We start from the raw sequence: 25,042 nt of genomic DNA, 5'->3' as shown, positions 1-25,042 counted from the left end.
GTGCAAAGAAGCCCAACGCGAAGCCCGCCAACAAGCCGCCGACAACGTAACCCAATCCCTGTCCCGCCCACCCGGATACCAACCCGACTACGGCGACGACCCCCCACCCTTCTGAGAGGAAGGGACCGAGGGGCGGCACTGAATTGCCGCCCACTCCTAGGTCAACCAGGTGAGTTCCTGAGGTGCCACGGTGTTTCTAGGTGAACCGGCGCGGATCCACCAGGAGGTGCGCCGACACGTCGCCGATCATCTCGATGTCCACGAGGCGCTCGGCGAAATACCAGCCGTCCCCACCGCGGGTAAACGTGTCGCGGTAGCGGCCGACCACGATCGGCTGCAGCGGCACCGTCTCGGTCTGCTGGACGACGCAGAACGTGGAACGCGCCGCGGCGGTGTCCGCGTGGACATCGACGACCGGGTTGAGCACCAGATGCCTTGTACGCGGAGTGTTCCCATGGTCGGGAAACCGTCGTGTGGTGCCGGCGAACAGCGAGGCGATCCGCTCGGCACCGGCCACCCCCATGAAGCTGCCCCGGCCGAGCAGCGCGCCGACACCATCGAAATCGCCGGCATCGATCAGCTCGGCATAGCGGTAGAGCAACTCCGTGACGGCCAGTTTGTCGGCGGTGAGGGACGATTCGCCTTCGCCTCCCCGCGGCCCGCTCACGCGACCTGACCCTGCACCACCGGCAGACCCGGGTCGCTCGCCGCATCGAGCGGCGACGGTTTCGCCCCGGCAGCGATCAGGTGGGCGGCGAACGACGCGATCATCGCTCCATTGTCGGTGCACAGCCGCGGCCGCGGGATCCGCAGCGTCATCCCGGCCGCCTCACACCGCTGGGCGGCCAGCTCACGTAACCGAGAGTTCGCCGCCACTCCCCCGGCGATCAGCAACGTCGACACCCCGAGTTGTTCGGCGGCCCGCACCGCCTTTGCGGTCAGCACGTCGGCGACCGCCTCCTGGAAGCCCGCCGCCACGTCGGCCTGAGTCGCGTCCGGACTCCGCTCGACATACCGGGCCACCGCTGTCTTCAGCCCCGAAAAGCTGAACGAGTACGGGTCGTCACGCGGACCCGTCATGCCACGCGGGAAGACGATCGCGTCGGGATCCCCTTCCCGGGCAAGCTCGTCGAGCACCCGGCCACCCGGGTAGCCCAGCCCGAGCAGCCGCGCCACCTTGTCGTACGCCTCACCGGCGGCGTCGTCGACGGTCGAGCCGAGCTCGACGATCGGCTCGCCCAGCGATCGCACGTGCAGCAGGTTGGTGTGACCGCCCGACACCAGCAGCCCGATGCTCTCCGGCAGCGCACCGTGATCGAACACATCGGCGGCCAGGTGACCGCCCAGGTGGTTGACCGCATAGAACGGCACGCCCCATGCCGCCGAATACGCCTTGGCGGCAGCCACTCCCACGAGCAGCGCGCCGGCCAGGCCCGGGCCGATCGTCGCCGCGACGACATCGGGCCGCTCGATCCCGGCGGCGTCAAGCGCCCGCCGCATGGTGGGGCCGAGCGCCTCCAGGTGCGCGCGCGACGCGATCTCGGGCACCACACCGCCGAACCGTGCGTGCTCGTCGACGCTGGAGGCGACCTCGTCGGCCAGCAGCGTCACGGTGCCGTCGTCGCCGAGCTCGGCGATGCCGACACCGGTTTCGTCGCAGGAACTCTCGATCGCCAGGATGATCATCGCCCGTCCCGTTTCATCGTGTAGGCGTCCGCGCCGCTGACCCGGTAGTAGCGCTTCCGCAGACCGACGGTCTGGAAGCCCTCACTCTCATACAACGCAATGGCCGCCGCATTGTCGATACGCACTTCCAGGAAAATCGGCCCACCGTCGGCGAAGTCGAACAGTTGCTGCAGGAGCTGCCTGCCGATGCCCTGACCCTGGTAAGCCGGGTCGACGCCGATGGTGTGCACCTCGTACTCGTAGGGCTTGGCCCGCCCCAGCCGGGCGATTCCGGCATACCCCACCAGCTTGTCGTCGACGCGGGCGCCCACGTAGCGGTTGTGCTTGGCCGCCAACTCGGCGAGAAACGCGCGCTCCGGCCACGGGTCATCGCCGTCGAAAAGCTGCATCTCCAGTTCGGCGCACCTCGCGGCATCCCGGGCGACCAGCGGCCCGTATTGCGCAGTCATCGCGGCGCCGCCGGTGGCTTTGCATCGGGTCGGCGCAGATACAAGGGAACCAGCGGATCCGGCTCGGAAAACCAATCCGCAACGGCCCCAACCAACCCCGCCGCACTCGGATACGCCGGAGCCAGCCGGGGCAGGTCGAACAGCGCGGTGTGTTCCGGGGACCCCGCAACCGCTTCCGCGCCGGGCGGCACATCGACCGCGGCGTTGACCGCCGGACCGTCGAACCGCACGCCGTCGCGGTAGCGCGCCCAGTACACCTCGCGGCGCCGGGCGTCGGTCACCACCAGCACGTCCCCGGTGGTGCCCGCGGCGATCGCATCCAGGCTGCAGATGCCGCGCACCGGGACGCCGAGCGCGTGCGCGAAGGCGGCCGCGGTAGCCATCCCGACCCGCAGTCCGGTGAACGGCCCCGGGCCGCAACCGACCACGACGGCGTCGAGCGCGCTCGCGGGGACGTCGGCGAGCCGCAGTGCTTCGACGATGTTAGGCGTCAACCGCTCGGCATGGGCCCGGGCATCGATGGTCACCTGCTCGGCCAGCACCTCGAGGCCGTCGCGCCGGACCACGCCGGCCGTGACGGCGGGGGTGGCGGTGTCGATCGCCAGCACCAGCCCGCTCACGGCCTGCTCCACTGCCACAGCGCGGTACGGACATCGGTGTCGGAGGCCCGCTCCAGCCGGATGTCCAGGTGACTGTCGGAGAGCCGTTCGGCTACCCCCTCACCCCACTCCACCACGACCACCGCGTCCTCGAGGTCGGTGTCCAGATCCAGCGAGTCCAACTCGGCGAGCAGGTCGACCGACGTCTCATCCAGCAGCCGGTACAGGTCGACATGAACCATCGCCGGCGCCCCCGCCTGCCGGGCCCGGTGCACCCGAGCCAGCACGAACGTCGGTGAGATCACCGGCCCCTCGACATCCATCGCCTGCGCGATCCCCCTGGCCAGCACCGTCTTTCCCGCGCCCAGCGGGCCGGACAGCACCACCACGTCACCGGCCCGCAACTCCCGGCCCAACCGTGCCCCGAGCGCAATGGTGTCCTCGGCGGTGCGCAGTTCCGCGGTTCCCGACCGGTCATCCATTCGAACGCACCCGCTCGCGCACCCGCCGGGCCAGCGCCACCAGCTTCGACGGTGTGGCGCGCTCCACCAACCGCACCAGCGCGTCGTCGATCACCTCCGGGCGCTCGAGCTGGACCAGATGCCCTGCGCCACCGACGATCACGAGTTCCGACTTGGCCAGCGAGGCGGCCATCTCCTCGGAGTAGTCCATCGGCGTCAGTAGATCCCGGTCGCCACACGCCACCAGCGTGGGCACCTTGTTCAAAACCTGCAGTCCCCCGGTTTCGTCGTGCACCTCGAGTGCATGGAGGAATTCCACCAACGTGGTGATCGAGGTGTCGTGCATCATCCGCTCCGAGAACGCGACCACGCTCGGGCTGATCCGCTCGTCACCGTAGGACGCCGCCCGCAGCACCGGGCCGATCACCGACCGGGCCGCACCCCTGCCGCGGTGCACGGTCTTCGGCGCGTAGCGGGCGGCGAAACGGGCCCCCTCCAGCGCCGGATTCTTCAGGATCTCACCCAGCGGCGAGCGCGAAACACCTTCGGCGGCAGAGGCGATCAGAGCCGCGCCGACCACCCGGGTGGGGTAGCGCTGCGGATACTGCCGCGCATGGGAGAGCACCGTCATGCCGCCCATCGAGTGGCCCACCAGCACGATCGGGCCGCGCGGCGCGACGACGGACAGCACGCTCTCCAGATCCTGTCCGAGCTGCTCGACGGTGTAGGTCTCGGGCGGCGCCTCACCGGACAGCCCGTGGCCGCGCTGATCGTAGAAGACCATCCGGACCTGGTCGCCCCACTGCTCGGTGAGCCGCGCGCGCTGGAAATGGAAGGAACCCATCCGCAGGCAGAAACCGTGGGCGAACACCACCGTCAGCGGCGCGTTCTGTGGCCCCGCTTCGCGCACCGCCAGCGGTATCCCGTCGGGTGTGGTCACCACCGAGCTGCGGTCGGCGTCGAGCAGTTCGAAGTCCTCGCCGCGGTGCGGGTCGTCGCTGGTCACCCGCCGGCGCAGCGACCGCGCCACCGACACCCCCGCCGCGGTCCCGACGGCGGTCACCCCGGCCGCCCCGGCCAGCCATCCCGCCCGGCCGCTCAACGGGGACCCCCGCCGGCGTCGCTGCGCTCCTGCCCTGCGCGGACGAAAGCGCGCACGATGCGTCCGCGCGGGCTCGTCACCACCTCGTAGTTGATGGTGCCGAGCAGCTCTGCCCAGTCCTGGGCGGTCTGTTCACCGTCGGTGCCCGGCCCGAACAGGATCGCCTCGTCGCCGATGGCGACATCGGTCGGGCCCGGCCCGAGGTCGACGACGAACTGGTCCATGCACACCCGCCCGACGTTCGGGTAGCGCCGGCCGTTGATCAGCACCTCGAGCCGGTTGCTCAGGCCGCGGGAGACACCGTCGGCGTAGCCCGCCGGGATCAGCGCCAGCGTGGTGTCCCGCGGGGCGATCCAGGTGTGCCCGTACGACACCCCGGCGCCCGCGGGCACCGAACGCACCATCGACACCGGGCAGCTCACCGTCATCGCGGGCCGCAGCCCCATGTTGCCGCGCTCCGGGATCGGGGTCTGCCCGTACACCGCGATGCCCGGACGCACCATGTCGAACGCCAGGTCGGGCCGGGTCAGTACCGCGGGCGAGTTGCTCAGGTGCACAACGTCATAGCCCACCCCGGCCGTGCGGGCGGCCGCCGCGAGCTCGGTGAGCCGGGCGGCCTGCACGTCGTTGAACGGGTGGTCCGGCACATCGCCGTGCACCAGATGCGACATCAGTCCGCGCACCCGGATCGCGTCCCCGGCGGCGGCCCGTGCCAGCGCGTCGAGCATGACCGGGTACTCGGCCGCCCCGACCCCGTTGCGGCTCAGCCCGGTGTCCGCCTTCACCGTCACCGTCGCCGGGTGCCCGGTCCTGGCCACGGCGTCGAGGACCTCGTCGATCTGCCGGGTCGAGGACACCGCGAGCTCGATGTCCGCGGCGACCGCGGGCCCGAAGTCGGTACCGGGGGTGTGCAGCCAGGCCAGCACCGGGGCGGCGATGCCGTCACGGCGCAGCGCCAGGGCCTCCTCGATGGTCGCGACCCCGAGTTCGGCGGCGCCCGCGGCCAGCGCGGCCCGGGCCACCTCGGTGGCGCCGTGGCCGTAGCCGTCGGCCTTCACCACGGCCATCACCGCCGCAGATCCGGCGTGTTCGCGCAGCTTAGCGACGTTGTGCGCGATGGCGTCCAGGTCGACGAGCGCGCGCGGCGGGTGCTGGGTCATATTCGGCGTGGTGGTCACTGCGCCCGATTGTCCCAGGCGCACGCTCAGTGAGCGAAATGCGCCTCGTCGGAGAAGCCGCCGATACCGACCTGGTCCAGCTTGTCCAGCACCTTCACCAGGTCGTCGCGCAGCGCCCGGGCCATGTTCGCCGAGAAGCCCTCGCGCACCACGATACGCAGCACCGCGACGTCGGTGGCGTTCTCGGGCATCGTGTAGGCCGGCACCTGCCAGCCGAAGCCGCGCAGCACCGCCGACACGTCGAATACCGTGAATTTCAGGCCCTCGACCAGCTTGAACGCCACCACCGGGATCGCCGAGCCGTCCGAGATCACCTCGAACACCGGTTTGCCGTCGGGTCCGGGCATCGCGGCCAGCTCGCGGGCCAGCCACTGCGCGGTATCGGACAGGGTGTGCATGACCTGCAGGTAGCCTTCGCGACCGAGGCGCAGGAAGTTGTAGTACTGGCCGACCACCTGATTGCCGGGCCGGGAGAAGTTCAGCGTGAACGTGGGCATGTCCCCACCCAGGTAATTGACCCGGAACACCAGTTCCTCGGGCAGGTGCTCGGCGTTTCGCCACACCACGAAACCGATGCCCGGATACGTCAGCCCGTACTTGTGGCCGCTGACGTTGATCGACACCACCCTGGGCAGCCGGAAATCCCACACCAGGTCGGGATAGAGGAACGGCACGACGAAGCCACCGCTGGCCGCATCGACGTGCACGGGAACGTCGTGCCCGCCGCCGGCGGCCAGCCCGTCCAGTGCGGCGCAGATCTCGGCGACCGGTTCGAGCTCACCGGTGAACGTGGTGCCCAGGATCGCGACCACACCGATGGTGTTCTCGTCGACGGCGTCGACGACCTGTTCGGGCGTGATGACGTAGCGGCCCTCCTCCATCGGCAGATAGCGGGCCTCGACGTCGAAGTACCGGCAGAACTTCTCCCACACCACCTGCACGTTGGAACCCATCACCAGATTGGGCGTCCGGTTCTTCCAGTCGTCACCGGTCTTCTGCCGCCACCGCCACTTCATCGCCAGCCCGGCGAGCATCACGGCCTCGCTGGACCCGATCGTCGACACCCCGATCGCGGTGGCCGGATCGTCGTCGCGCAGATCCTCGGCGTGGAACAGGTCGGCGACCATGCACACACAGCGCTGCTCGATCGCCGCGGTCGCCGGGTATTCGTCCTTGTCGATCATGTTCTTGTCGAACGTCTCCGACATCAGTTGGCCCGCTTCGGGATCCATCCAGGTCGTGACGAACGTCGCCAGGTTGAGCCGGGAGCTGCCGTCGAGCATCAGCTCGTCATGGATGAACCGGTAGGCCGTTTCCGGGTCCAGCGACTCGTCGGGCAACCGCAGCGCGGGCAGCGGCGAGGTGGAGATCCGTCCGGTGTAGGCAGGGGTCAGCGACGACTGGCGGGAAACGTTGGGCATGTTGTCCTTTCTAGAGGATGGAACCCAGCGCCGTCCGGATATGGGCCAGGATGCGGGAGGCGGACGTCGGAGCCGGCGCCGGTCCCGGGTCCAGCGCGGCGGCCCGCGCGGCGCGGGCGTGCACGAACGCCGCGGCGGCCGCCGCCTCGCCCGCCGCCAGGCCGGAGGCCAGCAGCGCGCCGATGATGCCGGACAGCACGTCGCCCGAACCGGCGGTGGCCGCCCAGGACTGCCCGGCCACGTTGAGGTGGACCGGACCGCCGGGTTCGGCGATGACCGTCAAGTAACCCTTCAACAGCACCGTGACGCCGAGCCGGTCGGCGAGCCTGCGGGTGTCGGCGACCCGGTCCTCGCCCGGAGCCGCCCCGGAGAGCCGCGCGAACTCTCCGGCGTGCGGGGTAAGCACGGTCGGCGCGCGGCGCCCCTCGACGAGGTCGGGGTGGGCCGCCAGCATGGTCAGCGCGTCGGCGTCGACGATCACCGGGACGTCGGACTCCAACGCGAAGCACAACGCCGCCGCGGCGGTCTCGTCGGTGCCCAGGCCAGGCCCCACCACCCAGGACTGCACCCGCCCCACCGTCGCGTAACCGGGCGTGGCGATGACCTCGGGCCAGTGCGAGACCACCTCGGCCGCAGCGGTTCCCGCGTAGCGCACCATCCCGGAGTGCGCGGCCACCGCCGCGCCGGTGCACAGGATGGCAGCGCCGGGATAGGTGGACGACCCGGCCATCACCCCGGTGACGCCCTGGGTGTACTTGTCGTCGCGCCGGCCCGGCAGCGGCCAGCGCGCGGCCACGTCGGCGGCGTCGAAACCCAGGATGTCGGCGGGCGGCAGGTCCAGCCCGATGTCCACCAGCTCGACCCGGCCGCAGTCGCCGAAGGCGTGCACCGGCTTGAGCCCGCCGAACGTGACGGTCAGCGCGGGCCGGACGTGCGGGCCGTCCGCGGCCCCGGTGTGCACGTCGACCCCGCTGGGCAGGTCGACGGCCACCACTGGGACGCCGGCCTGCTCGACGGCGGCGAACACGGCGGCGGCGTTCGGGCGCAGCGGGCCCGATCCGGAGATGCCGACCACCCCGTCGATCACCAGATCGGTTGCCGCCGGCAGTGTCTCGACGATCCGCCCGCCGGCCCGCAGGAACGCGGCGAGGGCCTTGGCGTGAGCCTTGGCCGGGTTGAGCAGGATCGCGGCGGCGCCCGCGCCGCGGCGGCGCAGGAAGGTGGCGGCCCACAGCGCGTCGCCGCCGTTGTCGCCGGAGCCGACCACCGCGCAGACCGTGCGGCCGGCGACCGCCCCGAGCTCCCGGGCGATCGCGGTGGCCAGGCCGAAGGCGGCGCGGCGCATCAGGACTCCGTCGGGCAGCGACGCCAGCAGCGGCGCCTCCGCATCGCGAATCTGCTGGGCGGTGAAATAGGACCGCATGGATCACACGCTACGCGGCGACACAGCGGGTATGACAAAGGCCATGACGACCGACGAACTGCTCGAACTCGAACATGCCGGCTGGGAATCGCTGTGCGACGGCACCGGCGACGCCTTCTACGGCGACATCATGTCCGACGACGCGGTGATGGTACTGGCCGACGGCATGGTGATGGATCGCGCCACCGTCACGTCGGCGCTGGGCCAATCACCGCCGTGGGCGCGCTACCGGATCGACGACGTCCGCACGATCGCCATCGGCCCCGACACCGCGGCGCTGGTCTACACCGGGACGGCGTACCGGGAGGACGGGGACGAACCGTTCGTCGCGGCGATGTCGTCGGTGTATCACCGCACCGCCGACGGCTGGCGACTGGTGCTGTACCAGCAGTCGGCCCGGGCCTGAGGCCGGGCGCGGCTACTCGACGGTGACGGACTTCGCCAGGTTGCGCGGCTTGTCCACGTCGTAGCCGCGGGCCTGCGCGACCCCGGCGGCGAACACCTGCATCGGAATGGTCGACAGCAGCGGCTGGAAAAGCGTTGACACCGCTGGGATCTCGATCAGGTGGTCGGCGTAGGGCCGCACCGTGTCGTCGCCCTCCTCGGCGATGACGATGGTGACGGCGCCGCGGGCCTGGATCTCCCGGATGTTCGAGAGCAGCTTGGCGTGCAGCATCGCGGCGTTCTTCGGCGACGGCATCACGACGATGACCGGAAGGTCGTCCTCGATCAGTGCGATCGGGCCGTGCTTGAGCTCACCGGCGGCGAAGCCCTCGGCGTGCATGTAGGCGAGCTCCTTGAGTTTGAGCGCGCCCTCGAGCGCCACCGGGAACCCGACGTGGCGACCCAGGAACAGCACCGTCTGCGACTGCGCGAACCGGTGGGCGAGCTGGGCCACCGGTTCGACCGAGTTCAGTACCCGCGCGATCAGGTCCGGCATCGCCTCGAGGTCGTGGTACTCGCGGGCCACCTCGTCGGGGTACTTGGTGCCGCGGGCCTGCGCGAGGGCAAGCCCGACAAGGTAATTCGCGGCGATCTGGGCCAGGAACGTCTTGGTCGACGCCACCCCGATCTCCGGCCCGGCGCGGGTGTAGAGCACCGCGTCGCACTCCCGGGGAATCTGGCTGCCGTTGGTGTTGCAGATCGCCAGCACCTTGGCCTTCTGCTCCTTGGCGTGGCGGACGGCCTCCAGGGTGTCGGCGGTCTCACCGGACTGCGAGATCGCCACGACCAGCGTGTGACTGTCCAGCACCGGGTCGCGGTAGCGGAACTCACTGGCCAGCTCCACCTCGACGGGCAGCCGGGTCCAGTGCTCGATCGCGTACTTGGCCAGCAACCCGGAGTGGTAGGCGGTGCCGCATGCGACCACGAACACCTTGTCGACCTCGCGCAGCTCCTGGTCGGACAGCCGCTGTTCGTCCAGCGTGATGCGGTTGTCGACGAAGTGCCCGAGCAGCGTGTCCGACACCGCCGCGGGCTGCTCGGCGATCTCCTTGAGCATGAAGTACTCGTAGCCGCCCTTTTCGGCGGCCGAGGTGTCCCAGTCGATGTGGAAGGTGCGGAAGTCCTTCGATGGATCGGCCGGATTGCCGTCGAAATCGGTGATCCGGTAGCCGTCCGCGGTGACCACGACGGCCTGGTCCTGCCCGAGCTCGACGGCCTCGCGGGTGTGCTCGATGAACGCCGCGACGTCGGAGCCGACGAACATCTCCCCGTCGCCGACGCCGAGCACCAGCGGGGTGGACCGCCGGGCCGCGACGATCGTGCCGGGTTCGTCGGCGTGCGCGAACACCAGCGTGAAATGGCCCTCCAGCCGGCGCAGCACCGCGATGACCGAGGCGCCGAAGTCGCCGGCGTGCACACCGTGCGCGTACTCACGGGCGACCAGGTGCACCGCGACCTCGGTGTCGGTGTCGCTGGCGAACTCGACGCCGGCCGCCTCCAGATCGGTACGCAGCGCCGCGAAGTTCTCGATGATGCCGTTGTGCACGACCGCGACCTTGCCGGACGCGTCGCGGTGCGGGTGGGCGTTGCGGTCGGTGGGCCTGCCGTGGGTGGCCCACCGGGTGTGGCCGAGCCCGGTCGAACCGGTGAGGCCGTCGCCGCCGGCTTCGGCCAGCGCCGCCTCCAGATTGGCCAGCCGACCGGCCTTGCGGCTCACGGTCAGCCCGCCGTGTCCGTCGAGCAGCGCCACCCCCGCCGAGTCGTAGCCCCGGTATTCCATGCGGCGCAGCGCGTCGACGACGATGTCGCAGGCGGGACGCTGTCCCACGTAGCCGACGATTCCACACATAGCCATCCAGGGTACGGCAGGGCCACCGGAAACCCTGGTGGGCTACGGTCATCGGGTGGCCCGCACCAGGAAGCTCTTCGCCGCGTTGACCCGTCGCGGCCCGCACCGTGTCATGCGGGGTGACCTGGCCTTTGCCGGCCTTCCCGGGGCGGTCTACACGCCGGCGGCGGGCCGGAATCTGCCCGGCGTGGCGTTCGCCCACGACTGGGTCACATCGGCGGCCCGCTACCACGGAACGCTGGAGCATCTGGCGTCGTGGGGGATCGTGGCCGCCGCACCCGACACCGAGACCGGCCTGGTGCCCTCGGCGCTGAACCTGGCCTATGACCTGGGCACCGCGCTGGACATCATCGCCGGCGTGCGGCTGGGCAGCGGCGACATCAGCGTGCATCCGGACAAGCTTGGCATCGCCGGGCACGGATTCGGGGCGTCGGTCGCGGTGTTCGCGGCGGCGGGCATGTCCGGCGGGGCGCACGGCCCCAAGGCCGTGGTGGCGGCGTATCCGACGCTCACCCGGCCGCCCGCCGAGCAACCCGCGGCCACGCTGTCGGTTCCCGGCCTGATCCTGACGACGCCCGGTGACCCGATGACGCTTCGCTCGAACGCGGTGGAACTGGCCCGGGTGTGGAAGACCGCGACACTGCGTGCCACCGCCAAGGCCAAATCGGGTGGCCTGGTCGAGGGTCGCCGGCTGGCCACCGTCGTCGGCCTGCCGGGCGCCGACCGCGGGTCGCAGAAGACGGTGCGCGCGCTGATGACCGGCTACCTACTGCACCTGCTCACCGGGGACAAGGAGTACCGCGACTTCGCCGATGCCGAGGCCGACCTGCCGAAGGCCGCGGTGCTCGACCCGTTCGCCGACGATCCGGTCGACCTGGAGAAGAAGGTCGTCGCGCTGCTCAAGCCGTAACCCCAAGTTCCCCAACCAACTGGTTGGGTGTATACCTGGTCCATGCGGACCGGAATCTTCCTCAACTACGCCGGCGGCTTCCTCGAGGCCGTCGACGAGGTCGTCGAGCTCGAGAAGATCGGTGTGGACATCGCACTGGTGGCCGAGGCCTACTCCTACGACGCGGTCAGCCAACTCGGGTTCCTGGCGGCCCGCACGTCGCGCATCGAACTGGGCACCGGCGTCGTGCCGATCTACACCCGCACGCCGGCGCTGATGGCGATGACGGCGGCCGGGCTGGACTACGTCTCCGACGGCCGGTTCCGGCTCGGCCTCGGCACATCCGGACCGCAGGTGATCGAGGGTTTCCACGGAGTGCCGTTCGACGCACCGCTGGGCCGCACCCGTGAGATGGTCGAGATCTGCCGAAAGGTGTGGCGGCGCGAGCGCGTCGAATACGACGGCAAGTACTACCAGCTACCGCTGCCCGCCGAGCGCGGCACCGGGCTGGGCAAGCCGTTGAAACTGATCAATCACCCGGTACGGGAAAGGATTCCGATCACCATCGCGGCACTGGGACCCAAGAACGTCGAGTTGACCGCCGAGATCGCCGAAGGCTGGCAGCCGGTGTTCTTCTATCCGGAGAAGGCCGACGAGGTCTGGGGCGACGCGCTGTGGTCCGGCGCCGCCAGACGCGACGCGACGCTGGGCCCGCTCGACGTCATGGTGAGCGCGAGCCTGGCCGTCGGCGAGCACGTCGACGACCGGCTGGCCTGGGCGAAGCCACAACTGGCGCTCTACATCGGCGGGATGGGCGCGCGGGGGCGCAACTTCTATCACAGCCTGGCGACCCGCTACGGGTTCGGCGAGGTCGCCGACCACATCCAGGATCTGTACCTGGCGGGCAAGAAGGTCGAGGCCATCGAGGCGGTGCCCGACGAGCTGGTCCGCCAGGTGTCGCTGGTCGGCCCGGCCGGCTTCGTCAAGGAGCGCGTCGCCGCATACGCCGAGGCCGGTGTGACGACGCTGTTGGTGCATCCGCTGTCGGCCGATCGGCACGAGTCGATCGGCTATGTTGAGGAACTGCAGAAGCTGCTGCCCTGACCGCCCGAGCTGCCCGGCCCGGAAACTATGCCCTGATCCCCCCGGTGAGGATCGCGGCGAGCTCGCGGTAGGCGTCGGCGTCGTCCAGACCGGTGCTCTCCCGGACCAGCCGTCGCTGGATGCGCACCATCATCGTCGCGACCAGATCGGCGGCGAACGCGGCGTGCACGTCCCGGAATTCACCGGCGGCGACACCGTCGACGATCATCTCCTGCACCCGGCGGGCCGCGAACCGGGTGTTCTGCTCGTACACCGCGCGGGCCGGTGCGAACGCATCGAGATCGGCCATGAACTGATCCGACGCGGGGTCCAGTGCCGCCCCCACCGCCAAGAGGTACGCGGCGATCCGCGCCCGTGCCGTGGTTTCCGGAGCCACCCGCGCCTCGACGAACTCGGTGGCCGACCGGAAGAAGTGCACGGTGGCCATCTGCACCAGCTGTTCCTTGCTCGCCGCCAGCGTGTACAGGGTGGACTTCGAGCACCGCAACCGCGCGGCGATCTCGTCGAGCGTCAGGTGCGCGAACCCCTCGGCCAGCAACAGCGCCACCAGCGTGTCGAACAGTTCGGTGCGCCGCCGGGTGCCGAACACGGGCCTGTTCACGACCCCGATAGTACTGGAGATAGTCCTGTAGTACTGTCTCGCGTATGGCCGTGGATCGCCTCCTCCCCGCCGACGAAGCCCGTGAACTGGTGGATCTCGCCCGCCAGATCGCCGACAAGGTGCTCGACCCGATCGTCGACCGACACGAGAAGGACGAGACGTACCCCGAGGGCGTGTTCGGCACACTCGGGGAGGCCGGGTTGCTCAGCCTGCCCTACCCCGAGGAGTGGGGCGGCGGAGGACAGCCCTACGAGGTCTATCTGCAGGTACTCGAGGAACTCGCCGCCCGCTGGGCCGCGGTGGCGGTGGCGGTCAGCGTGCACAGCCTGTCGTGTCATCCGCTGATGGCGTTCGGCACCGAACAGCAGCGCAGCCGCTGGCTGCCGGAGATGCTGGGCGGGTCGACGGTGGGCGCCTACAGCCTGTCCGAACCGCAGGCCGGCTCGGACGCGGCCGCCCTGGTGTGCAAGGCCGCAGCGGTCGACGGCGGGTACCGGATCACCGGGTCCAAGGCGTGGATCACCCACGGCGGAATCGCCGACTTCTACAACCTGTTCGCCCGCACCGGGGAAGGCTCCCAGGGCATTTCCTGCTTCCTGGTGCCGGCGGACACGCCCGGGCTGACCTTCGGCAGGCCCGAGGAGAAGATGGGCCTGCACGCGGTGCCCACCACCACCGCCCACTATGACGACGCGTTCGTCGACGCCGATCGACGCATCGGCGCCGAAGGTCAGGGCCTGCAGATCGCTTTCAGCGCACTGGATTCCGGACGTCTCGGGATCGCCGCCGTGGCCGTCGGGCTCGCGCAGGCCGCACTGGACGAAGCGGTGGCCTACGCCAAGGAGCGAACGACCTTCGGCCGCAAGATCATCGATCATCAGGGGCTGTCGTTCCTGTTGGCCGACATGGCCGCCGCGGTCGACTCCGCGCGGGCCACCTACCTCGACGCGGCGCGTCGGCGCGACGCGGGAATGCCGTACTCGCGTCAGGCGTCGGTGGCCAAGCTGGTGGCGACCGACGCCGCAATGAAGGTGACGACCGACGCGGTGCAGGTGCTCGGCGGCGCCGGGTACACCCGGGACTACCGCGTCGAGCGCTACATGCGGGAGGCCAAGATCATGCAGATCTTCGAGGGCACCAACCAGATTCAGCGGCTGGTGATCGGCCGCGACCTGGCCCGGCCCTGACTCCGCACCGATAGTTCGGCCAGCACCGCCACCACCACCCCGAACGCGAAATACAGCGGTACCAGGAACGGGCCCACCCCGAACAACCCGTCCGATCCGTCGTTGTAGGCGAACGCCCCGACCCTGACCAGGCCGATCTCCACGACCGGCCCGGCGACGGCGGCGACCGCACCGCACACCGCGCCGGGACCATCGCCGAGCACACACCAGACGATGACCGCCGCAACGCAGATCAGCGCCGTCGCCGGGACGGAGGGCGTGCCGTGCAGCAGCGCGGTGGTCACGTACATGCCCACCACCGCGGCCACCCCGGCCACGCCACGGCGGACGGTGACGCCGTCCCGCACGGCGGGTAGATGCAGCCTCAGCTCGGCCAGTGACACCGTCGCCAACCCGACCAGGACCGGGAACCAGACCGGGCTGCTCCACACGAACGGCACCGCGTCGGTGTAGTAGACGGTGGTGCCGGTGACGACGTGGCTGTGGTCGCCGATCAGGGCCGCCGCCGCGCCCAACACGAACAGCACGGCGGCGTCAGCGACTCGCAGCTTCACCTCGCGCACGCTACCCGGCCGGGTCCCCGACCTGGGGTAGTTCGCCGGCGGCGATCTCGCACGGCGTCGGTTCGTCCGCCGCCGGGCCGGCCGCGAACTCGGGCGCTACCGGAGGCAACGGTTCGGCCGGCGGCGGTGGCGGCGGGGCTGTCGGTGCGGGTTCGACGAGTTCCCCGCCGGGTTCCGGTTCGGCCTCGTCGTCGGTGGGCTCGGACTCGTCATCGGTGAGCTCGGCCGCGTCGTCGGTGGCCTCCCCGGGCTCGTCGTCGGCGGGCTCGGACTCGTCGTCGGTGGGGTTGTCCTCGTCGTCGGTGGGGTTGTCCTCGTCATCGGTGGGGTTGTCCTCGTCGGGCTCGTCGGCGGGTCCGGCGTCGTCGGGCTCACCGAGCTCGGGCACATCCAGATCCGGCGCCTCGAGTCCGCCCGCCGATCCTCCGCCGAGAAGCCCGCCCAGGCTGTCCGCGAACTGCCTGCCGAGCCCGGACAGGCCGCCGCCGATGTCGGGCACGGCCGCTCCGGGCGATGCCGTGGGCGCCATGGCGGGCACCGGGGGCGCGGCCATCGGTTCCGGCAGTGCCGGGCCGGCCGGCGGGGCCGGGCCCGCCAACGGGGCCGTGCCTGCCGAAGGCGCCGGGACTGCCGACTCCGCCGGCGGAGCGGGCGCCCAGGCGGCGGGAGGCATCGGCGATGCCGGGCTCCACCCGGCGGGCGCGGTCGTGACGGGACCCGGGAAGACGCTGTCACCGCGAAAGACTCCGGCACCGCGACCCGGCTCGCGATCGACCGGCGTGGGCTCAGGGCTCGGCGGCCCCAGATCGCCGGGAATCCCGAACACCGGGACGGGCTCCGCCCGGATCTCGGCGACCGCACGGTCGTAGGCGTCGTGAACCTCGGCCGACGCGGCGACCATCGCGGCCACCCAGTCGGTGCCGACCGTGTTGGCCACGAACGGTTTCACCGACCGGTCGACGATCTCGCTGGCCGCCGGCCGGTCCCCCACCCCGGTCGTGACCGTCGCGGCGGCCGCCAGCCACCGCGGGCGATCGGCGCCGGCGAGCGCTTCGATGGCGAGCACCGCATCGACCTTCTCGTCGACGGCGCGCCACAGATCCTCGCGCAACCCCCGCAACGCCTCGGCGGCGGTCCGCACCGCCGCGGCGACCGCCGCGGACGCATCGTCGTGGCGGCGCAGAAAACCCACGCAGGCCTCGGCCCCCGCGCCCCGCCAGGCGTCCGCCAGCACCGACATTCCCCGCGACTGAATCTGCAGCGCCTCAGTCAACGCGCGGCCGACGTCCTGCAGGGTGATGCAGTCCCGCTGCAGAACCTGCAGATCCATACCCGCCTCGGTGTCGTACGCATCGCGCAGCGCGGTGTCCCCCGACGTCAGTTCCGGTTGCAGATAGCCCAGCCGGGCCGACGCCGACACGTAGACCTGCAGCGTCTCCGTGGCGGTGCGCCCATCCGCCAGCCGGGACGAAACATCGAACGCGCAGGACACCTAACCCACCCTGCCCGCGGCACGTGCCTCGGCATCCTGGTAGCGGTCGGCCGCCGCGCGCAGTGCGACGCCGATCTCGGCGGACGCCCGCGCCCACTGCAGCAAAGCCGATTCCACATCACCCAGTGCGCGCCGCACGGCGTCGCCCTGCACGAGATAGGCCCGGCCCGCAGCCGCACTCCCGAACCCGAGCTCGGCGACCCGGCCGCGCACGGCACCATCGACGATCGACGACGCCGTCTCGTACTCCCTCGCGATCGCGCGGACCGCCGTGGTGTCGACGCGGGCCGAGCCTGTCGTTGCCATGTGAGGTTGGACGCCGGCGGCCCGCCGACGGTTCCACCGGAACGGCGACGGTTCAGCGCTGGGCGCTGACCGACTCCGCGACCCGCACGGCCATCTGCCGGGCGGTGTCCTCGTCGGCGGCCTCCACCATCACCCGGACGACTTGCTCGGTTCCAGACGGCCGCAACAGGATTCGTCCGGTGTCCCCGAGTTCGGCTTCGACCTCGGCGACCGCGTCACGCACCGGAGGCGCATCGGCGACCGTCGCCTTGTCGGCCACCTCGACGTTGATCAGCACCTGCGGCAGCGTCTGCATCGGCTCGGCGAGGTCGGCCAGGCCGCAGCGGGTCTGGGCCATCCGCGCCATCAACCGCAGACCGGTGACGATACCGTCGCCGGTGGTGCCGAACGCCGGCAGCACGATGTGCCCGGACTGCTCGCCACCCAGCGAGTACTCGCCGGCCCGCAGCTCCTCGAGCACGTAGCGGTCGCCCACCCCGGTGGTGCGGACCTCTACTCCGGCCGAGCGCATCGCCAGGTGCAGCCCCAGGTTGCTCATCACGGTGGCGACCAGCGTGTCCGACGCCAGCTCACCGGCCTCCCGCATGGCCAGGGCCAGGACGACCATGATCGCGTCGCCGTCGACGACCCGGCCCTGGGCATCCACCGCCAGGCAGCGGTCGGCGTCGCCGTCGTGGGCCAGGCCCAGGTCGGCGTGGTGCGCGACGACCGCGGCACGCAGCGCGTCCATGTGCGTGGACCCGCAGCCGTCGTTGATGTTCAGCCCGTCCGGCTCGGCGTGGATCGTGACGACCTCGGCCCCCGCCGCCCGGTAGGCCTGGGGTGCGGCGGCCGAGGCCGCACCGTGCGCACAGTCGACGACGACGGTCAGCCCGTCGAGCCGGGTGGTGGCCGCCTTGCCGACGTGGCGCAGGTAGCGATCCAGCGCGTCCTCGGCGTCGACGATGCGACCGATGCCCGCACCGGTCGGCCGGGCGCCCGGGCCCTGCTGGACGAGTTCCTCGATGCGGTCCTCGGTGGCGTCGTCGAGCTTGAGGCCGCCGGGCCCGAAGATCTTGATGCCGTTGTCGGGCATCGGGTTGTGCGATGCGGAGATCATCACGCCGAAGTCGGCGTCGTAGGCGCTGGTGAGATACGCCACGGCCGGGGTCGGCAACACACCGACCCGCAACGCGTCCACGCCCTCGCTGGTGAGCCCGGCGATGACCGCCGCCTCCAGCATCTCGCCGCTGGCCCGCGGGTCGCGTCCCACCACGGCGACCCGTCGGCGGGTCGCCCCGGTCCTGATCAGACGCCGTGCGGCCGCCGCACCCAGCGCCATCGCCAACTCGGCGGTGAGGTCCTGGTTGGCGACGCCGCGCACTCCGTCGGTGCCGAACAGTCGAGCCATCGTGACAACCTCTCACACCTGCCCGCGAGGAAGCCAACCGGCGGACGGCCGGTTCGTGCCGTCGCCGGATCGATACCCGAGCGTGATTGTCCCACGGACGGCGCCCGGAGACGGCTCGGAAACGACTGACGCCCGGCCACTCGCGGGTGCGAGCAGGCCGGGCGCCAGGTCGTGGTTCGATCAGCGCTTGCTGTACTGAGGCGCCTTGCGGGCCTTCTTCAGGCCGTACTTCTTGCGCTCGATGGCACGCGGGTCACGGGTGAGGAACCCGGCGCGCTTGAGCGCGGGGCGGTCCTCGGGCTGAACCAGGATCAGGGCACGCGCGATCGCCAGGCGAAGCGCGCCGGCCTGCCCGGACGGGCCGCCACCGTCGAGGTGGGCGTAGACGTCGAACTGCTCGAGGCGGTCGACGGTCACCAGCGGCGCCTTGATGAGCTGCTGGTGCACCTTGTTGGGGAAGTAGTTCTCCAGCGTGCGGCCGTCCAGGTGGAACTGCCCGGTGCCGGGCACCAGGCGCACCCGCACCACGGCCTCCTTGCGGCGGCCGACGGTCTGGATCGGGCGGTCGATGATGACGGGCTCGCGCGGGGCGGCCTCCGCCTCGACCTCGACGACCTCGGTCTCGGTGGTCACGATCGGCTCGGCGGCCTCGGTGATTTCGGGTTCGGTCACTGGGCCACCTGCTTGATCTCGTACGGGGTCGGCTGCTGCGCGCTGTGCGGGTGCTCCGCACCGGCGTAGACCTTCAGCTTCTTCTGGATCTGCCGACCCAGCTTGTTCTTCGGCAGCATGCCGACGATCGCCTTCTCGACGACCCGGTCGGGATGCTTGTCCAGCAGTTCGGCGACCGAACGCTTGCGCAGACCACCGGGGTAACCCGAGTGGCGGTAATGGAACGTGCGCTCGGGCTTGTTGCCGCTGATCGCGATCTTGTCTGCGTTGATGACGATGACGAAGTCACCGCCGTCGACATTGGGCGTGAACGTCGGCTTGTGCTTGCCACGCAGCAGGTTGGCTGCTGCGACGGCGAGCCGGCCGAGCCTCACGTCGGTGGCGTCGATGACATACCACGAGCGCGTGGTGTCACCCGCCTTCGGCGTGTAGGTGGGCACAGCGCGTACCTCTCTCTTCTCGGGTTGGATCCCGGTGGAACCGGGTGCCGGTCCGGCGTGCGCACTCGGTGCGCCTCGGCGACCGACGGTGACCCGAGGCGACCCACGGCTCTCAACGAGCCGGCGCACGCCAACGTGGCAGCTTACCTGCGGGCGTCGGCGCAGGTCAAAACCGGCGGCTGCGGCCGGCCGGGCCGGCACCGGCGGGCCCGGCCGGCCCGTCCCGATTACTGATCTGCGCTCACCCGCCCATACCATTCCAGGCGATATGACAGACAAGGTCGCCGACGTCGTACCCGCCACCGACGCCAAGGCCGCCGGCCGGATCGCCGGCGAGGCGCAGCGGCGTAGAACCTTCGCCGTCATCAGCCATCCCGACGCGGGTAAGTCCACGCTGACCGAGGCCCTGGCGCTGCACGCCAGGGCGATCACCGAGGCCGGCGCGATCCACGGAAAGGCCGGACGGCGCTCCACCGTGTCGGACTGGATGGAGATGGAGAAGGCCAGGGGCATCTCGATCACGTCGACGGCGCTGCAGTTCCCGTATCGAGACTGCGTCATCAACCTGCTCGACACCCCCGGGCACGCCGACTTCTCCGAGGACACCTACCGGGTGCTGACGGCGGTGGACTGCGCGGTGATGCTCATCGACGCGGCCAAGGGTCTCGAGCCGCAGACCCTGAAGTTGTTCCAGGTGTGCAAGCACCGCGGGATTCCGATCATCACGGTGATCAACAAGTGGGACCGGCCCGGGCGGCACGCCCTGGAGCTGATGGACGAGATCCACGAACGGATCGGGCTGCGCACCGCCCCCCTGACCTGGCCGGTCGGCATCGCCGGTGATTTCCAGGGAGTGATGGACCGCCGAACGGGCCACTGCATCCGGTTCACCCGCACCGCGGGTGGCGCGACGGCAGCCCCGGAGGAACACATCACCGCGGAGCTGGCGCAGGCGGCGGCTGGTGCCGATTGGGACACCGCCGTCGAGGAATCTGAACTGCTCTCGGCCGACGGCTCCGACTTCGACCGCGACGCGTTCCTGCGCGGCGAGGTCTCGCCGGTGCTGTTCACCTCGGCGGCGCTGAACTTCGGCGTCAATCAGCTGCTCGACGTGCTGGTCGAGCTCGCGCCTGCGCCGAGCGGGGCGCTCGACGTCAACGGGGTGCGACGGGCCACCGATGCGCCGTTCAGCGCATTCGTGTTCAAGGTGCAGGCCGGCATGGATTCGGCGCACCGCGACCGAATCGCCTACGCGCGGGTGTGCTCGGGCACCTTCGAGCGGGGCGACGTCCTGACCCACGCCGCCACCGGTAAGCCGTTCGCCACCAAGTATGCGCAGTCGGTCTTCGGCCAGCAGCGCTCGACGCTCGACGACGCCTGGCCCGGGGATGTGATCGGGCTGGCCAACGCCGGCGCCCTGCGGCCCAGCGACACGCTGTATCGCGATGTGCCCGTCGAGTATCCGCCGATTCCGAGCTTCTCCCCGGAGCATTTCGCGGTGGCCCGCGGCACCGACCCCAGCAAGCACAAACAGTTCCGCCGTGGGATCGAGCAGCTCGAGCAGGAGGGTGTCGTACAGGTGCTGCGCTCGGACAAGCGCGGCGACCAGGCCCCGGTGTTCGCCGCCGTGGGACCCATGCAGTTCGAGGTGGCCGCCCACCGGATGGCCACCGAGCTCAGCGCGCCGATCACGTTGGAGTCGCTGCCCTATCAGGTCGCGCGGATCGTCGACCCCGAGGATGCCGAGTTCATGAGCCGGCAGGTGTCGGCCGAGGTGCTGACCCGCACCGACGGGGTCATGCTGGTGCTGTTCTCCACGCCCTGGCGGCTGCAGGGATTCCAGCGGGACAACCCGGGCATCACGCTGCGGTCGTTGGTGGCCGCCGAGGGTTAGGCGCTGAACAGCCACAAACTCGCACGGCTGGGGGGAGCACCGTGCGAGTTTGCGGCTATCAGCGAAACGCCGGGGATCTGCGTCCCCGCTTGCTCACGCAAGCGTTCGTCAGAAGAACCCGAGCGCCTTGTCGCTGTAGCTCACCAGGAGGTTCTTGGTCTGCTGGTAGTGGTCCAGCATCATCTTGTGGTTCTCCCGGCCGATGCCGGACTGCTTGTAGCCACCGAAGGCGGCGTGCGCCGGGTACTGGTGGTAGCAGTTGGTCCACACCCGGCCGGCCTTGATGTCGCGACCGGCACGGTAGGCGGTGTTGCCGTCGCGGCTCCACACGCCGGCACCGAGGCCGTAGAGGGTGTCGTTGGCGATGCTGATCGCGTCGTCGTAGTCGGTGAACGACGTCACCGCCACCACCGGCCCGAAGATCTCCTCCTGGAAGATCCGCATCTTGTTGTTGCCGGTGAAGATCGTCGGCGCGACGTAGTAGCCGCCGTTGAGGTCGCCGCCGAGCTCGGCGCGCTCGCCGCCGGTGACCACCTTGGCGCCCTCGCTCTTGCCGATCTCGATGTAGGACAGGATCTTCTCGAGCTGGTCGTTGGACGCCTGGGCGCCGATCATCGTCTCGGTGTCCAGCGGATCGCCCTGGCGGACCGCCTTGGTGCGGATCGCGGCCAGCGCGAGGAACTCGTCGTAGATGTCGGCCTGGATCAGCGACCGGGACGGGCAGGTGCACACCTCGCCCTGGTTGAGGGCGAACATCGTGAAGCCCTCGAGCGCCTTGTCCTGGTAGTTGTCGGCCGAGGCCATCACATCGTTGAAGAAGATGTTGGGGCTCTTGCCGCCCAGCTCCAGCGTGACCGGGATCAGGTTCTGCGACGCGTACTGCATGATCAGCCGGCCGGTGGTGGTCTCACCGGTGAACGCGATCTTGGCGATCCGGTTGCTCGACGCCAGCGGCTTGCCCGCCTCGACGCCGAACCCGTTGACCACGTTGATCACACCGGCGGGCAGCAGATCCTCGATGGTCTCCATCAGGTACAGGATCGAGGCCGGCGTCTGCTCGGCGGGCTTCAGCACGATCGCGTTGCCGGCCGCCAGTGCGGGCGCCAGCTTCCAGACCGCCATCAGGATCGGGAAGTTCCACGGGATGATCTGGCCGACCACACCGAGCGGCTCGTGGAAGTGATACGCCACGGTGTCGTCGTCGATCTCGCTCAGCGAGCCCTCCTGCGAGCGGATCGCCCCGGCGAAGTAGCGGAAGTGGTCCACCGCCAGCGGGATGTCGGCGTTCAGCGTCTCGCGGATCGGCTTGCCGTTGTCCCAGGACTCGGCCAGCGCGATCGACTCGAGGTTCTCCTCGATGCGGTCGGCGATCTTGTTGAGGATCACGGCGCGCTCGGCGGCCGAGGTCTTGCCCCACGCGGGCGCCGCGGCATGGGCGGCGTCGAGGGCCTTCTCGATGTCGCTCTCGTCGGAGCGGGGGATCTCGCAGAACGACTGGCCGGTGATCGGCGTCGGGTTCTCGAAGTACCGTCCGGCGTTCGGCGGCACCCACTGACCGCCGATGTAGTTGTCGTAGCGGGGCTTGAACGACATCAACGAGCCTTCGGCCCCGGGGCGGGCGTACACAGTCATGTCAGGTCTCCTGGTCTGTGCCGGCGTCTCCGGCCGGCACACGTGTGTTGTGCGTCACTGAAGGTACGCGCGCAACCGTTGCACCACAGTTGCATCGACTGGGAAATTCCGGGGACAGCGTCGCCCGGGTTCGGGGTGCCCGGGTTTCAGCCGAGTTCGAAGTCCAGGCCGGCGAGATGACCGCCGGCCTGCGCCCGCGCGACCGCGGTCAGCCCGGCGCTGTCGCGCAGGGCCTGCCAGCCGTCCCGGTCGTCGCGCCCCTCCGGCAGCTCGAGCCAGCGGCGCAGCAGATCGGCACGACCCTGGGCGTTCTCGGCCAGCACCGCCTCGCGCAGCGTCGCCGAGAGCTGGGTGCGCAACCGCGCGATCGCCGGGGACACCGACTGGCTGAGCAGCGGGCCGGCGTAGCGGGCCAGTGCGGATTCGACGTCGCCGGCGTCGAGCGCGTCGAAGACCTCGCCGATGTCGCTGGTGATCGGGGCCAGCAGCCGGTACGGCCGCGATCCGAGGTTCTCGGCGCCGATGACCTTGCGCAGCCGCGACATCTCGGCGCGCACCGTCACGACGTCGAGGTCTTTGTCGTCGAGCAGCACGGCGAGGTGGTCGGCCGACAGGCCCTCGGGATGCCGGCTCAGCAGCACCAGGATGTCGGCGTGGCGGCCGGTCAGGTGGGTGGCCTGCAGGTGCCCGTAGCTGTCGGTGGTGACCCAGCGCGGCCGGTCGCCGCCGAGCACGACCAGGTGCGGCTTGCGCGCCGCCGGTTCGGCCCCGACGCCGGAGATCCGCAGCAGCGCGAGGTGGTTCTCGACGGCCACCGCGGTCGCACGCACGAGCGCCAGCGTCTGCGCCGAGGCGACCGCGTTGCCGCCGGTGAGGTCGATCGCCCCGAGCAGCGCGCCGGTCGTCGGGTCGTGCACGGGCGCGGCGGTGCAGCTCCACGGCTGGACCACCCGGGAGAAGTGCTCGGACCCGCGGATCTGCAGTTCCCGGTCCAGTGCCAGCGCCGTGCCGGGGGCGTTGGTGCCCGCGCTGCGCTCGCTCCAGTCGGCACCCGGCACGAAGTTCATCGCCTCGGCCTTGCGACACGCCTTCGGGTCACCCTCGACCCACAGCAGCGTTCCGTCGGCCGCGCTGACGGCGACGACGACGCCGGTGTCGGCCGCGTCGGCGACCAGCAGCCGGCGGATCACGGGTAGCGCCGGTGCCAGCGGGTGCGTCTCGCGCAGCCGCTCGATCGCGGTGACGGCGGCCGCGGCACGCGCCCCGTCCAGGTCGGGATCGACCCCACCGGCCAGGCTGCGCTGCCAGCTCTGGGCGACGACCGGACGCACCGATCGGGAGTCGAGGAAGTTGGCGTCGACCTCGCCGGCGACGAACAACTCGTGCACCGCGCGCAACGCCGAGGACGACGGGCGGGCTGAAGCCCGTCCGTGCGACGTCTTCGGGGTTGTCACCAGCGTCACGCTCCTCGCGGCGGCCGGGCTTCCTGATGTGCCGGTCATCACACCTGGCGCCAGGGTAGCTCAATCCGGGCTGGCAGAGTACTGTGCGGCCCCCGTTCGGCTCCCCTCCGTCGGGGGCCGCACAGACGATGGTGGACCGGCTCAACCGCCCCAGGTCCGGGCGGCGGCGCGATCGGTGGCGGCCACGTCGTCGGCGCCGTCGCGGACGGCGTTGCCGAGGCTGACCAGGATCTCGTTGAGCGCCGCCGCGGCCTGCTCCCAGCGGGCCTGCTCGAGCCGGTAGGCCTCGGCGGCCTCCCTGGTCCAGGTGGCCTGCAGCGGCGCTATCTGGGCACGCAGGTCGTCCAGCGCCGCGTTCAGCCGCGCCGAGGTGGTGTGGATTTCCTGGCGCACGGTGTACTCGATCGCTCCGAAGTCATAGGACAGCACGGGGTCCATCGGATCAGCTCCTCACAGCTCGGCGGACAGGGCGTCGATGCGCTGCGAATGGGTGTCGGCGGCGGTCCGCAGCACCCGCTCGTTGTCCCGGATGGTGTCGGAGATGCGCTGCAGCGCGGTGTGCAGTCGCAGCGACTCACCGTTCCAGCGCTCCACCACCTCACGGAACCGCGCGGCGGCGACACCTCCCCACACCGACGGCGGGACGCTGGTCATGGCGCCGATGAAGGACTGCAGCATCCCGCGGATCTCGTCGTTGCGGGCATCGGTCCGGCCCGCCACCGACAGCATCAGGTCGAAGTCGGTGGTGAGCGCGGCACCCATCGGGTGCGACGGGGTCGTCATCGCGGCTCCTTTCG

Annotated in this window: 26 protein-coding genes; 5 read left to right on the top strand and 21 right to left on the bottom strand. The window is 70.6% G+C overall.

Going from position 1 to position 25,042, the window contains the following annotated elements:
- Positions 1-196: 196 nt before the first annotated feature.
- From JDV09_RS08805 to JDV09_RS08765, 9 genes are read right to left on the bottom strand one after another with little or no spacing between them, the layout of a single operon-like run.
- Entirely contained in the window at positions 197-667 is a 471-nt protein-coding gene (locus JDV09_RS08805) for a nuclear transport factor 2 family protein (RefSeq protein ID WP_221368745.1), read from the bottom strand.
- A complete protein-coding gene (tsaD, locus tag JDV09_RS08800) occupies positions 664-1,686 on the bottom strand; it encodes a tRNA (adenosine(37)-N6)-threonylcarbamoyltransferase complex transferase subunit TsaD (RefSeq protein WP_221368744.1) in 1,023 nt (340 codons plus the stop codon). Before tsaD ends, JDV09_RS08805 begins: the two co-directional genes overlap by 4 nt.
- Complete coding sequence (gene rimI, locus JDV09_RS08795; protein WP_221368743.1) at positions 1,683-2,135, bottom strand: ribosomal protein S18-alanine N-acetyltransferase; 453 nt, start codon at positions 2,133-2,135, stop codon at positions 1,683-1,685. Before rimI ends, tsaD begins: the two co-directional genes overlap by 4 nt.
- Positions 2,132-2,755, bottom strand: a complete 624-nt coding sequence (tsaB, locus tag JDV09_RS08790) for a tRNA (adenosine(37)-N6)-threonylcarbamoyltransferase complex dimerization subunit type 1 TsaB (RefSeq protein WP_221368742.1) — start codon at positions 2,753-2,755, stop codon at positions 2,132-2,134. Before tsaB ends, rimI begins: the two co-directional genes overlap by 4 nt.
- Positions 2,752-3,216 carry a tRNA (adenosine(37)-N6)-threonylcarbamoyltransferase complex ATPase subunit type 1 TsaE gene (gene tsaE / locus JDV09_RS08785; protein ID WP_221368741.1) on the bottom strand — a complete coding sequence of 155 codons (465 nt, stop codon included), beginning with the start codon at positions 3,214-3,216 and terminating at the stop codon, positions 2,752-2,754. The genes tsaB and tsaE overlap by 4 nt, the downstream gene beginning before the upstream one ends.
- A complete protein-coding gene (locus JDV09_RS08780; RefSeq protein WP_221368740.1) occupies positions 3,209-4,297 on the bottom strand; it encodes an alpha/beta fold hydrolase in 1,089 nt (362 codons plus the stop codon). Before JDV09_RS08780 ends, tsaE begins: the two co-directional genes overlap by 8 nt.
- Entirely contained in the window at positions 4,294-5,457 is a 1,164-nt protein-coding gene (alr, locus tag JDV09_RS08775; protein ID WP_221368748.1) for an alanine racemase, read from the bottom strand. The genes JDV09_RS08780 and alr overlap by 4 nt, the downstream gene beginning before the upstream one ends.
- Positions 5,458-5,501: 44 nt before the next feature.
- Entirely contained in the window at positions 5,502-6,896 is a 1,395-nt protein-coding gene (gene gad / locus JDV09_RS08770) for a glutamate decarboxylase (RefSeq protein ID WP_221368739.1), read from the bottom strand.
- 10 nt (positions 6,897-6,906) lie between these two features.
- Positions 6,907-8,319: an NAD(P)H-hydrate dehydratase gene (locus JDV09_RS08765; RefSeq protein ID WP_221368738.1), complete on the bottom strand. Its 1,413-nt coding sequence runs from the start codon at positions 8,317-8,319 to the stop codon at positions 6,907-6,909.
- 43 nt (positions 8,320-8,362) lie between these two features.
- On the opposite strand from JDV09_RS08765, the gene JDV09_RS08760 reads away from it, so the two are divergent.
- The gene (locus JDV09_RS08760) at positions 8,363-8,725 is read left to right on the top strand and encodes a nuclear transport factor 2 family protein (RefSeq protein WP_221368737.1); all 363 of its coding nucleotides are present in this window, start codon (positions 8,363-8,365) and stop codon (positions 8,723-8,725) included.
- Positions 8,726-8,737: 12 nt separating this feature from the next.
- Here JDV09_RS08760 and glmS read toward each other — a convergent pair whose 3' ends face one another.
- A complete protein-coding gene (gene glmS, locus JDV09_RS08755; protein ID WP_221368736.1) occupies positions 8,738-10,612 on the bottom strand; it encodes a glutamine--fructose-6-phosphate transaminase (isomerizing) in 1,875 nt (624 codons plus the stop codon).
- A 55-nt stretch (positions 10,613-10,667) separates the two neighbouring features.
- On the opposite strand from glmS, the gene JDV09_RS08750 reads away from it, so the two are divergent.
- Together JDV09_RS08750 and JDV09_RS08745 are read left to right on the top strand one after the other, a co-directional pair.
- The gene (locus tag JDV09_RS08750; protein ID WP_221368735.1) at positions 10,668-11,522 is read left to right on the top strand and encodes a dienelactone hydrolase family protein; all 855 of its coding nucleotides are present in this window, start codon (positions 10,668-10,670) and stop codon (positions 11,520-11,522) included.
- 42 nt (positions 11,523-11,564) lie between these two features.
- On the top strand, positions 11,565-12,605 hold the full coding sequence (locus JDV09_RS08745; protein WP_221368734.1) for an LLM class F420-dependent oxidoreductase: 1,041 nt from the start codon (positions 11,565-11,567) through the stop codon (positions 12,603-12,605).
- A 25-nt stretch (positions 12,606-12,630) separates the two neighbouring features.
- Here the strand turns inward: JDV09_RS08745 and JDV09_RS08740 are convergent, their stop codons facing one another.
- Positions 12,631-13,206 (bottom strand): TetR/AcrR family transcriptional regulator, encoded by a 576-nt coding sequence (locus JDV09_RS08740; RefSeq protein WP_221368733.1) that lies wholly within the window; start codon positions 13,204-13,206, stop codon positions 12,631-12,633.
- Between the two features lie 44 nt (positions 13,207-13,250).
- Here JDV09_RS08740 and JDV09_RS08735 point away from each other — a divergent pair, with 44 nt between their 5' ends.
- The gene (locus JDV09_RS08735; RefSeq protein WP_221368732.1) at positions 13,251-14,393 is read left to right on the top strand and encodes an acyl-CoA dehydrogenase family protein; all 1,143 of its coding nucleotides are present in this window, start codon (positions 13,251-13,253) and stop codon (positions 14,391-14,393) included.
- Here the strand turns inward: JDV09_RS08735 and JDV09_RS08730 are convergent.
- The 6 genes from JDV09_RS08730 to rplM form a co-directional block, all read right to left on the bottom strand.
- Complete coding sequence (locus JDV09_RS08730; protein ID WP_221368731.1) at positions 14,354-14,947, bottom strand: diacylglycerol-binding protein; 594 nt, start codon at positions 14,945-14,947, stop codon at positions 14,354-14,356. The two genes, JDV09_RS08735 and JDV09_RS08730, sit on opposite strands and share 40 nt — an antisense overlap.
- 10 nt (positions 14,948-14,957) lie before the next feature.
- Positions 14,958-16,448, bottom strand: coding sequence for a hypothetical protein (locus tag JDV09_RS08725; protein ID WP_221368730.1), 1,491 nt, complete (start codon positions 16,446-16,448; stop codon positions 14,958-14,960).
- Entirely contained in the window at positions 16,449-16,754 is a 306-nt protein-coding gene (locus tag JDV09_RS08720) for a type VII secretion target (protein ID WP_221368729.1), read from the bottom strand.
- Between the two features lie 52 nt (positions 16,755-16,806).
- The gene (gene glmM / locus JDV09_RS08715; RefSeq protein ID WP_221368728.1) at positions 16,807-18,144 is read right to left on the bottom strand and encodes a phosphoglucosamine mutase; all 1,338 of its coding nucleotides are present in this window, start codon (positions 18,142-18,144) and stop codon (positions 16,807-16,809) included.
- 180 nt (positions 18,145-18,324) lie between these two features.
- Positions 18,325-18,780, bottom strand: coding sequence for a 30S ribosomal protein S9 (gene rpsI, locus JDV09_RS08710; RefSeq protein WP_221368747.1), 456 nt, complete (start codon positions 18,778-18,780; stop codon positions 18,325-18,327).
- Between the two features lie 32 nt (positions 18,781-18,812).
- Positions 18,813-19,256 (bottom strand): 50S ribosomal protein L13, encoded by a 444-nt coding sequence (gene rplM, locus JDV09_RS08705; RefSeq protein WP_221368727.1) that lies wholly within the window; start codon positions 19,254-19,256, stop codon positions 18,813-18,815.
- Positions 19,257-19,524: 268 nt separating this feature from the next.
- On the opposite strand from rplM, the gene JDV09_RS08700 reads away from it, so the two are divergent.
- Complete coding sequence (locus JDV09_RS08700; protein WP_221368726.1) at positions 19,525-21,150, top strand: peptide chain release factor 3; 1,626 nt, start codon at positions 19,525-19,527, stop codon at positions 21,148-21,150.
- Between the two features lie 108 nt (positions 21,151-21,258).
- Here JDV09_RS08700 and adh read toward each other — a convergent pair whose 3' ends face one another.
- The 4 genes from adh to JDV09_RS08680 all read right to left on the bottom strand — a co-directional run bounded on the left by adh (position 21,259) and on the right by JDV09_RS08680 (position 25,028).
- On the bottom strand, positions 21,259-22,782 hold the full coding sequence (gene adh / locus JDV09_RS08695; protein WP_221368725.1) for an aldehyde dehydrogenase: 1,524 nt from the start codon (positions 22,780-22,782) through the stop codon (positions 21,259-21,261).
- Positions 22,783-22,928: 146 nt separating this feature from the next.
- Entirely contained in the window at positions 22,929-24,284 is a 1,356-nt protein-coding gene (locus tag JDV09_RS08690) for a GAF domain-containing protein (RefSeq protein ID WP_221368724.1), read from the bottom strand.
- 102 nt (positions 24,285-24,386) lie between these two features.
- A complete protein-coding gene (locus JDV09_RS08685; RefSeq protein ID WP_221368723.1) occupies positions 24,387-24,683 on the bottom strand; it encodes a WXG100 family type VII secretion target in 297 nt (98 codons plus the stop codon).
- Between the two features lie 12 nt (positions 24,684-24,695).
- Positions 24,696-25,028, bottom strand: coding sequence for a WXG100 family type VII secretion target (locus tag JDV09_RS08680; RefSeq protein ID WP_221368746.1), 333 nt, complete (start codon positions 25,026-25,028; stop codon positions 24,696-24,698).
- Positions 25,029-25,042 lie beyond the last annotated feature (14 nt).

Source organism: Mycolicibacterium xanthum (assembly GCF_019710635.1).
Lineage (GTDB): Bacteria > Actinomycetota > Actinomycetes > Mycobacteriales > Mycobacteriaceae > Mycobacterium > Mycobacterium xanthum.
This window is presented reverse-complemented; position numbering and strand designations above follow the sequence as displayed.